This window comes from Asticcacaulis sp., from assembly GCF_027484505.1.
Lineage (GTDB): Bacteria > Pseudomonadota > Alphaproteobacteria > Caulobacterales > Caulobacteraceae > Asticcacaulis.
The window spans coordinates 1-9,157 of the sequence record NZ_JAIXSV010000258.1 but is presented as its reverse complement, the minus strand read 5'-3'; the positions used below and the strand labels follow the sequence as shown (position 1 = coordinate 9,157).

The following is a 9,157-nucleotide window of genomic DNA, read 5'->3' as shown; positions in this document are numbered from 1 at the left end:
GTATGCCCGCCATTCAGGAGCATAAGATGATCCGGCGGGCGATCGACAAGGGTGTTCCGGAGGAACAGCTATCGGAGGTTCTGAACCTGGATATCCGCAAGATCGCTGAAATTCGAAACCTACTCATGGGCATTTGCCCGGAGGCTGCGGACCTTCTAAAGGACAAATTCGTCGCGCCGAAAGTCTTTCCCATCCTGCGGAAAATGACGGCCTTACGCCAAATCGAGACGGCGACCCTTATGCGTGACGCGGATACCTATACGACGACTTATGCGAAGGCACTGCTGGCCGCCACCCCAAAGGCGCAACTCGTGCACCCTGACCAGCCGAAGAAAATCAAGGGGCTCGATGACGCACAGATGGCTCGGATGGAATCGGAAATGGAGGGTCTACAGCGGGAATTCAGGTTGGTCGAGGAGACCTACGGGCGGGATGTTCTAAACCTGACGTTGGCTCGTGGTTATCTTGGCACGCTTCTGGGCAACACGCGCATCGTGCGATACCTAGGCCTCCATCAACCCGAGATACTGCGTCAGTTTCAGAAAGTCAGCGATATGGCCAACCTCTCGCCAACTGCGGCCGACGGTCCACAGATGTAGTTTTGACGGCTGGTGAGGGTTTCCACCGGCCGTCGGAAGTCAGGCGCCCTCTGTCTCGATTACAAGGGAAATTCCCGCCGGAATGGTCTCTTCAGCGCGTTTGGCCGATCCATTGGCGTCGACTGCATCGAAGGGGATTTTTCCAGTTCCACGCGTTTTGGGCTGCTTTCGTCTTCCCAGAAAGCGATCAACGCGTGGTCATCCAGTGCATACCGGGACTGGAACGCCGCCACGGCTTCAGCGGCTTTTTCTTCGTCGGCCTAATCGTAAAGCCGGTCAGCTATTTCAACCGCTATCGTCATATCTCTTCTCCTATCAGAAACATATCATACCCGTTTAGGGATCGGTCCATCGTTTTCAGGTGACCGGTCGCCGGGCTCGATGGCGCCGAAACCTATCTTTTCGGCGTGAGAACGTGGATGGCGATGGCGCCGACACCAAACAACAGCCACCACGGATTGGGTTTGGAAACGAACGGTACGATGGCGCCCACTATGAGGCAGGCGACAAGAACCGTAAGCCAAACATATCTTCTGAAATCAGGTCCCTTAGGCTGCAAGACGATCCCTCTTTTTGGCCAGCATGCGAACCACGAATGCGTTCCATTTTTTCATGCCAGCTCGCTTCTCGGGCATATAGTTCCAGCGGTCGTAATTCTTGGAACTTACGTCCTGAAGAGCGTGGTTCTGCAAGCGGTCTCGGATCTCCTTAGAAAGGCCAGCCTTACCCGCGAGGGTCTTCCATGTCCGACGCAGGTCCCGGTTCGTCGCGTGAGGGATGACGCCGCGCTCGCGTTGTCGCCAGACAAAGCTATATAGGGTCGTCGCTCGGACGGGGCGCTTCGGGTCTTTGTGTGAAGGAAAGAACCAGCCGTACTCGTTGGGCGTGATGCTCTCAATCAACTCGGCGGCGACGTCTGGCACCGGGATGGCGTGCGGCATGTTATTCTTGGTTTTTGACCAGTCGATGATCCGCTCCGCCGCGTTCCATTGCGAAACGTGCAACTGAGCGATTTCATCGACTCGCTGGCCCGTCAGCATGATGAGGCGAATGGCTCGGGGATAGGGCGGGTGGATCGGCACGTCAGGGCACTCCAGCCACCGGTACAGGCGCACGAACTCGCTCTCGTCGAGCCATCGGGTGCCGACGGTCTTCGGCTCGGTAGGAATGCCGGCGGCCGGATTGTAGACCAGTCTAAACCGGCGCGGCGATGATGTTCGGTAGTCGTGTTCGGATTTTAGGCCCCAGCTGAATGCCGCACGAATATAGGTTCGCACGTGGTCCGCCATGGATCGCGCTCCGCGCTCATAAATCGGTCTAATCACGGCGGTGATCTCATCGGGTTCGATGTTCCTTGCCGGGCGCTCGCGCCCTAAGATACCCGCGACCTTGTTCAAGCCCTTCTCGGTTTCTTTCCACGACGGCTTGCCAGCCTCCTTTAGTGACTGCACATAGCCTTCGAACAGATCGCCTACTGACCCTATCCGCGTGTCTCCAGCGATTTTGATGCTACGTCTTTTCTGAATAACATTCGCGAAGTCGCGGTTGAAGATAGCTCTTGCTTCAGACAACGACATTGACGGGTAGGATCCGATCTTCTTTCTGGTCCTTTTCCCATCCCGGAATTGTTGCGCCATCCAATCACAGGTAACCCGTTTTGGCATTGGCTTAAGAATCAGCATTAACCGGCCTGTACCACGACCGTCTCCATCGGAGAGGTTCTCCTGCCTGCGCGTGTTCTCAACACGCTTAATGGCACGCCTAACTTCGAGATCAGTGAGACAAGACATATCGTTTCTTCCGCCATCCAACTGGGATCGTTAAGTGCATTGGGGAAAGTGACAGGGGGCAGTTGATGTATCAATTGCCCTTATGACGTCACCAGTATCCCAGTGCACCCTTGTGTTAGGCAAACGAAATAAACTATTGAATTTATTGGGCGTGTGGTCGTACGAAAGGGTGAGAAAATGTCGATGATAACTGGTTGTGGACTAAAATAACGGATGAGGCCGACAGCTCCAGCGCCCGACGCATGATTTCGCGCGGATAGGCCGGGGCGTGATCGACCGTGCCGTAGTTCATGATCTCATCGGCAATGAGCTGGTTCTTCTTATCGAGGAACAGCAGGCGGAACTGCTCGCGCGGTTCGTGGGCCAGTGTCACGCGCAGGTAGGACAGCAGCGCCTGCCAGCTTGAAATCACCGTGCCGCGCTTCAACGGCTCGGCCATCAGGCGGCGCGTCGCCTCGAACAGCAGTTGCAGATCAAGCGCGATGTCCGGCGTCATCCTCAGCGACCGGCCCTTGTTGTCGAGCGCCGAAACCTGAAGCATGTCCTCCAGCGGGGCCGACAGCACGGCTGAGAGGCTGCCGAACCGGCTCAACAGCGCCTTGGCCAACGGCTTGACGTCGCGTTGCGGGATGGAGCGAAACAGAAACAGCTCCAGCACCTCGTAATCGGGCAGGACCGACGTTCCACCGCGGCGTGCCCGGTCGCGCAGCCGCTGGCGATGGCCGCCGTGGTCGGGCAAGGCGGGGTCGGGAAGGGTGGTTTCGGTTGTCGGTGGCTCCCCCTCAGCCATGTCCGCTGTCTCAGCTCACCGGCTGCGGGCGGAACTTGTCCGAGGCCGTGAAGATTTCGAGCCCATCCTTTGTCACGCCGATGCTGTGTTCGCATTGCGCCGTCAGCGACTTGTCGCGCGTCACGGCGGTCCAGCCGTCATTGAGCACCTTTACCTCCGGGCGGCCGAGATTGATCATCGGCTCGACCGTGAAGAACATGCCTTCTTCCAGCACGGGGCCGGTGCCCGCGCGGCCAAAGTGCAGAACATTGGGGTTGTCGTGGAAGACCTGGCCCAGACCGTGGCCGCAGAAATCGCGCACGACGCTGCACCGCTGGGCTTCGGCGTATTTCTGAATGGCGTGGGCGATGTCACCGAAGGTGTTGCCGGGCTTGATCTGCGCCAGCCCCAGATGCAGGGATTCATAGGTCACATCGACCAGACGCCGTGCCTTGGCATTGACGTTGCCGACCTCATACATGCGTGAGGTATCGCCATGCCAGCCATCGATAATGGCGGTGACGTCAATATTGACGATATCGCCGTCTTTCAGCGTCTTGGCTTCAGAAGGGATGCCGTGACAGACGACGTGGTTGGGCGAAATACACACGGTGTGCATATAGCCGCGATAGAAGACGCAGGCCGGCAGCGCGCCGTGATCGAAGATAAACTCCCGCGCTAGATCATCGAGATAGGAGGTCTTTACGCCCGGCACCACATAGGGGATCAGCATGTCGAGGCAGTCGGCGGCAACCTTGCCGGCGCGGCGCATACCTTCGAAGCCTTCGGGTCCGTGGATTTTGATACGGTCGGTGCGGGTGATGTAATCGCTATCTGTGGTCATGACGGCAATATAGTCATTTGATGACGCCAAGGCCAGACTAAAGCGTCACCCCTTTGAGACTGGCAGCGTGTATCAGGGCCAGAATCAGAATGCCGCCCGCTGTGGCTTCGTAGAAGATCACGTGACGCCCGTGTTCGTGGCGGCGCAAACCTTCGGCGACGGCGCTGGCCGGCCGCCCCATGCCGGGATTTTCAGCCAGCAGGTCGAAACAGAGCATCAGGTCGTGTTGATAGCGTTCGGCCTGTGCGAGGCCGAATCGCTCAATCGTGTAGATGAATATGTCGAGAAGGTCGCCTTCGGCACGGGCCGACAGCCGGTAATCAGCCACGTCCATTGTCCTGCCGGGCGGCGGTACGGCGTTTGGCCTCGGCAAAAATGTCCGCCACGGTGCGCTCGGAAGGTGCGGCCGTGCGCGCCTCATCAATGATCTGCCGCAGATCGTTCAACGTCAGCTCCTGAGCACGTCGCTCGCGGTCGCGTCGCACCAGATCGCGCACATAGTCGCTGGAGCTGGCATATTCGCCGTTGCGCGTCAGGTCTTCGATCCAGTCTTTCATTTGATCGGGCAGGGAAACGGTCATGGTCGCCATCAAACACCTCTGATGTCAGCCTATATCAAATAAGCAAATTCACAAATATTCATAAAAGTGAACGATCCCTTGTGCAGACACGGCCCGCTCTGTCCACGTTAAATCGTTAACCGATTATTGACGTCTGATGCGTCTGCCCCAAAATAAGGAGTCCGGATCGGGTACTGATTCGGGCTGTGGAGTAGGGTCATGTCGAACGCGCGTATTCTGGTTTTTGGCAACGAAAAGGGCGGGGCGGGTAAGTCCACCGTCGCCATGCACGTGGCAGCGGCCTTGCTGCATCAGGGCAAGCGCGTCGCCATTATCGACCTCGATCTGCGTCAACGCTCGCTGGCGCATTTTTTCGAGAACCGTAAAAAGTGGGCGGCGGCCAATGAGAAGATCCTGCCGCACGCCGTTGAGCCGTTTCTGCACAAGAATCCGGCGGAACTGGTCAAGGTGCCGGACGCCGAGGCCAAGGCCGCCTTTGACCGTGCGCTGAGCGAAGCGATTGATGTGGCTGACTATGTGATCATCGACACGCCGGGTGGCGACAGCTTCCTGTCGCGGCGCGCCCATGCGGTAGCGCACGTCATCATCACACCAATGAATGACAGCTTTATCGACTTTGACCTGCTGGGGCAGGTCGATCCGGTGACGCTCGACGTCAAACGCCCGTCCATCTATGCCGAAACCGTGTGGAATTCACGCAAGGTACGCGCCACCTGGGACGGTAAGACCATCGACTGGATCGTGCTGCGTAACCGCCTCGCCACCAATCAGGCGCGTAATGCCAAACGTATCGACGACCGACTTCAGGCGTTGGGCAAGCGGATCGGTTTCCGCGTTGCGGCGGGCCTGCGCGACCGCGTGCTGTACCGCGAGCTGTTCCCGTTCGGGCTGACCGTGCTCGACCTCAGCGAGGAGATCAAGCCCGTGGCCGTGTCCATGGCGCACGTCTCGGCCCGCGCTGAAATCCGCGCCGTCATGCTGGCGCTCGATCTCGAAAACGAGGCGGCGGTGTCGGAACAGTTGACGGAACTGGGGCCTCAGCTAGAAACGGACGAGGACGATTTCGAAGCGGCGGAGTAATTCCGCCCCCGTCCGGGACAACGCCCTGTGTATCTGATCATTGCCGCCGCTGCCGCCTTTGCCCTGCTGGTCTGGGTTGGCCGTCAGTCGCGCCTGGGTAAGCTCAAACCCGGACCGTGGATCAGGCAAAAACGCGCCCTGATCGCCGTAGGGGCTGTGGCTGTGGCCATGGCGGGCGTGATTTGCGTGGCGCGGGGACAATACATTCTGGCCAGTATTCTGGTGTCCATCGCCTTTGCCATGGCGGGCGGGGCGCGGTATCGCTCTGAGCCCAGACCGGCGGGGGCGTGGACACATGCCGAGATCGAGGCCTATCGCACGCTGGGGCTGGAGGTCGGGGCGGATCGCCGCGCCATCGTCAAGGCATGGAAACAGCGCATGAAGGCGGCACACCCGGATCAGGGCGGCTCGGATGCGCTTGCGGCCAAACTCAACGCGGCCCGGGACGTGTTGTTGAAGAAAAGATAGAAAGGGCAGGGGACGCGTCCCCTGCACCCCCAATGATGAGCGAGTTATGCACAGTCCTCGTTAAAATTCTGGGGTGTGGGGTCTGCGACCCCACGCCTTCTATCTCTTACGACTTCACCACCATACAATCGAGACGCTTGGCCTCGATGGCCTTGCAGGCCTTTTGCGCCTCGGCCTTGGTCATGTCGATAAAGCGCGTGCGATAGCGGCCGGCGTCGTTTTCCGACACGTCGGTTTCAAACCCTTTGAGGGTCGGGAAGCGCTTCTTGATGTCTTTGGCCCAGTCGGCGGCCAGCGATTTCTGCTTGAAGGCCCCGACCTGCACCGCCCAGATGGCGTCTGGGTCTTTTTTCTTCTTTTTCGCGGCGGCGGTGGTCGAGGTCTTTTTGGCTGCGGCCTTGTCCTCAGCGGCCTTTTCAGCCTTGCTCAGGGCGGCCACCACGGCGGGGGCCTTGGCGGTGCCGGACAGACGCTGCACCGGGGTGCCGTCTTCGTCATCCTGCGCGTCAAGGGCGGCCATCAGGGCGTTGGAATCGCCCACCACCTGATATTTGGGGGCCATGGCGCTACGGAATTCGTTCTGGGCGACGACGATCTGCTCACCCTTGTCGCGGCGGGCGAAGACATCAAAGCCGGTGTTCATCAGGCTGGTGACGTGCTCACGGCGCTGCGCCTTGTTTGATCCACCCAGCATCACGGCAATCAGGCGGTGATTGCCCTTGCGCTGAGAGGCGACGAGGTTGTAGCCGGCGGCATTGATAAAGCCGGTCTTCATGCCATCAACGCCCGGATAGGCCAGCAGCGGATTGTGATTCGAGTAGGTGCGGCCGTTGAACTGCACCGACCGCACGTGGAAATATTCGTAATATTGCGGGAAGTCGCGCATGACGGCGCGTGTCAGCACCGCAAAGTCACGCGCCGAAGACACCTGACGCGAATCGGGCAGGCCCGAGGCATTGACGAAGTTGGAGCGCGTCATGCCCAGTTCCTGCGCCTTGACGGTCATCAGGGCGGCAAAGCGCTGCTCCGAACCGCCGATATGCTCGCCCAAAGCGGCGGCCAGATCATTGGCGGAATAGGCGGCGATCAGGCGCATGGCCATATCCACCGTGATGGTGTCACCGGCCCTGAGGCCCGACTTGGTGGGCGGCATCGAAGCGGCGTGAGCGGACAGGGTGATCACGTCATCGGGCTTGAGGCGGCCCTGCGCCATCTCCTCAAACGCCATATACAGCGTCATGATCTTGGTCAGCGAGGCGGGATAGCGCGGCGAATCGGCACGCATGGCGTAAAAGACTTCACCGGACTGCGCATCAACCACAATTGCCGCGTAGCGGTCGCTGTCAGCCGGGTCCTGAGCGCGAGCAGGCGATACGGCCAGCACACCGATCAGCGCCAGAGCCGCGGCGGTCGTCGTCAGCATGGCCCTGAGGTTGACCGCTTTCGCCGCGACCCTGACCGGGTTCCGGGTGGGGGCCGTGTGAGACATTTTTTGACGCATTCGCATATCCCGCTTTTACGCTGCTACTGACTGAACGGCGACAATACGCCGCAAGGGGAGGTATTTTGGATGCCCGCGCAACCCCGGCCAAGGATAAAACCGGCCTTAGTCAGGACGCGAAGATGACATAAGACCATGGAAAGGCAGGCCTGTCAGCCTCAATTCATTCATCCTTAATCAGAACGCCCGATTTCCTTACCAGCGTCTTACAAAAGCGCGCATTTTTGGCCAAAATGCGCCCGGATTCGTCCGCAGGGTGAGGAAAGCGCATCACAATCGCGTTAGGTTTTTGTGCGCTGCACAATATTCATTGACGTCATGCTGCATCTGCGTTATACACAGGGTCATTACGGGCGACGCTTTTACCTCTTTGGTCGTGTTCAGCCCGGTTTGCGGACACCCCGCCTAACCCTGAGTGGAGAGACTGTCATGGTAGATACCGAAACCTACAAGGCGACCGTCGAAAAAATGACCGTTGCGTCCAACCAAGCTTTCAAGGACGGCGTTGAAAAGACGCTCGGCGCCCTGAACGAAGTCAACACCCTGTCGAAGGCCAATGTCGAAGCCGTCGTCGAAAGCCTGACCGCCGCCACCAAGGGCGCGGAAACGGTCGGCGCGCAGGCCGCGGCCTACACCAAGAAGAGCTGGGAAGAGGCCGTTACGGCTGCCAAGACCCTCTCTTCGGCCAAATCGGTGCAGGAAGTGATCGAGCTTCAGTCGTCCTACGCCAAGTCGGCTCTGGAATCCTATGTGTCGGAAATGAACGCCCTGACCGAGACGCTCTCGGCTTCGTTCAAGGACACCTTCAAGCCGATCAACGCGCGCATGACCGCGACCGTCGAAAAGTTCCAGTCCTACCGTTAATCAACGGTATGGTCTGAAAAAAGATCAATCCCCGCAGGCAACTGCGGGGATTTTTTTGTTTTGGCCACGAAGGTAATTTGGCCACGAAAAACACGAAAAGCTGGAAAAGGCTGCGGGGCGGACTCGCGGTGAAAGGCAAACCCCGTTTGTGGTGAGCGGGTTCAGAGCGCTTCGCGCTGTGTATCTTCAAAATGAAGTTCGTGTTTTTTCGTGTTTTTCGTGGCTAAAATTATTATTTCGCCCAGCCCATGCCTTGCGCCGGGCCATCGGTCGGGCGCAGGGGCTTGCTCATGAAGATCACATCCAGCCAGCGGTCGAACTTATAGCCGGCCTTCGGCAACTTGCCCGTATGTTCAAAGCCTGCCTGTTCATGCAGGCGGATCGAACCGGTGTTTTCGGCATCACCGATCACAGCGTACATGGCGTAGAAACCGGCCTCGGCTGACGCCGCAATCAGCGCATTCAGCAGGGCCTTACCCACGCCCTTACCCTTATGCGCAGGGTGGACATAGATGCTGTCCTCGACGCCATAGCGATAGGCTATGCGCGCCCGAAACGGCGAGGCATAGGCATAGCCGATGACGTTACCGCCTTCGGTGGCCACCAGATAAGGCAGGTTCATGCCCTGCAATTCCTGCCAGCGCGCCCGCATGGCGTCCTC

11 protein-coding genes are annotated in these 9,157 nt (G+C 58.9%); 4 read left to right on the top strand and 7 right to left on the bottom strand.

The genetic code is table 11. From position 1 onward, the window contains the following. Positions 1-599 (top strand): plasmid partitioning protein RepB C-terminal domain-containing protein (locus tag Q0072_RS15565; RefSeq protein WP_298331918.1); only part of this gene is annotated, 599 nt, incomplete at its 5' end. Between the two features lie 548 nt (positions 600-1,147). Here Q0072_RS15565 and Q0072_RS15560 read toward each other — a convergent pair. The 5 genes from Q0072_RS15560 to Q0072_RS15540 all read right to left on the bottom strand — a co-directional run bounded on the left by Q0072_RS15560 (position 1,148) and on the right by Q0072_RS15540 (position 4,592). Continuing rightward, on the bottom strand, positions 1,148-2,389 hold the full coding sequence (locus Q0072_RS15560) for an integrase family protein (protein WP_366941827.1): 1,242 nt from the start codon (positions 2,387-2,389) through the stop codon (positions 1,148-1,150). 142 nt (positions 2,390-2,531) lie between these two features. Next, on the bottom strand, positions 2,532-3,179 hold the full coding sequence (locus tag Q0072_RS15555; protein ID WP_298331912.1) for a JAB domain-containing protein: 648 nt from the start codon (positions 3,177-3,179) through the stop codon (positions 2,532-2,534). 10 nt (positions 3,180-3,189) lie between these two features. After that, the gene (map, locus tag Q0072_RS15550; protein WP_013480514.1) at positions 3,190-4,002 is read right to left on the bottom strand and encodes a type I methionyl aminopeptidase; all 813 of its coding nucleotides are present in this window, start codon (positions 4,000-4,002) and stop codon (positions 3,190-3,192) included. 37 nt (positions 4,003-4,039) lie between these two features. Beyond that, positions 4,040-4,330 carry a type II toxin-antitoxin system RelE/ParE family toxin gene (locus Q0072_RS15545; protein WP_298331908.1) on the bottom strand — a complete coding sequence of 97 codons (291 nt, stop codon included), beginning with the start codon at positions 4,328-4,330 and terminating at the stop codon, positions 4,040-4,042. Next, positions 4,323-4,592, bottom strand: a complete 270-nt coding sequence (locus Q0072_RS15540) for a type II toxin-antitoxin system ParD family antitoxin (protein ID WP_298331905.1) — start codon at positions 4,590-4,592, stop codon at positions 4,323-4,325. The genes Q0072_RS15545 and Q0072_RS15540 overlap by 8 nt, the downstream gene beginning before the upstream one ends. A 189-nt stretch (positions 4,593-4,781) precedes the next feature. Here Q0072_RS15540 and Q0072_RS15535 point away from each other — a divergent pair, with 189 nt between their 5' ends. Both Q0072_RS15535 and Q0072_RS15530 read left to right on the top strand, forming a co-directional pair. Next, complete coding sequence (locus Q0072_RS15535) at positions 4,782-5,663, top strand: division plane positioning ATPase MipZ (RefSeq protein ID WP_298331903.1); 882 nt, start codon at positions 4,782-4,784, stop codon at positions 5,661-5,663. 27 nt (positions 5,664-5,690) lie between these two features. Beyond that, positions 5,691-6,131, top strand: coding sequence for a molecular chaperone DnaJ (locus Q0072_RS15530; RefSeq protein WP_298331900.1), 441 nt, complete (start codon positions 5,691-5,693; stop codon positions 6,129-6,131). 106 nt (positions 6,132-6,237) lie between these two features. Here the strand turns inward: Q0072_RS15530 and Q0072_RS15525 are convergent, their stop codons facing one another. Further along, the gene (locus Q0072_RS15525; RefSeq protein ID WP_298331897.1) at positions 6,238-7,632 is read right to left on the bottom strand and encodes a D-alanyl-D-alanine carboxypeptidase; all 1,395 of its coding nucleotides are present in this window, start codon (positions 7,630-7,632) and stop codon (positions 6,238-6,240) included. A 429-nt stretch (positions 7,633-8,061) separates the two neighbouring features. Here Q0072_RS15525 and phaP point away from each other — a divergent pair, with 429 nt between their 5' ends. Further along, positions 8,062-8,496: a phasin family protein gene (phaP, locus tag Q0072_RS15520; RefSeq protein ID WP_298331895.1), complete on the top strand. Its 435-nt coding sequence runs from the start codon at positions 8,062-8,064 to the stop codon at positions 8,494-8,496. A gap of 232 nt (positions 8,497-8,728) precedes the next feature. Here the strand turns inward: phaP and Q0072_RS15515 are convergent. Continuing rightward, a partial coding sequence (locus Q0072_RS15515) for a GNAT family N-acetyltransferase (protein ID WP_298331892.1) occupies positions 8,729-9,157 on the bottom strand: 429 nt, incomplete at its 5' end.

Coding starts and splice junctions, on each gene's coding strand:
- Q0072_RS15525 (WP_298331897.1), bottom strand. CDS start 7,632: ATGCGTCAAAAAATGTCTCACACGGCCCCCACCCGGAACCCGGTCAGG.
- map (WP_013480514.1), bottom strand. CDS start 4,002: ATGACCACAGATAGCGATTACATCACCCGCACCGACCGTATCAAAATC.
- phaP (WP_298331895.1), top strand. CDS start 8,062: ATGGTAGATACCGAAACCTACAAGGCGACCGTCGAAAAAATGACCGTT.
- Q0072_RS15555 (WP_298331912.1), bottom strand. CDS start 3,179: ATGGCTGAGGGGGAGCCACCGACAACCGAAACCACCCTTCCCGACCCC.
- Q0072_RS15560 (WP_366941827.1), bottom strand. CDS start 2,389: ATGTCTTGTCTCACTGATCTCGAAGTTAGGCGTGCCATTAAGCGTGTT.
- Q0072_RS15535 (WP_298331903.1), top strand. CDS start 4,782: ATGTCGAACGCGCGTATTCTGGTTTTTGGCAACGAAAAGGGCGGGGCG.
- Q0072_RS15540 (WP_298331905.1), bottom strand. CDS start 4,592: ATGGCGACCATGACCGTTTCCCTGCCCGATCAAATGAAAGACTGGATC.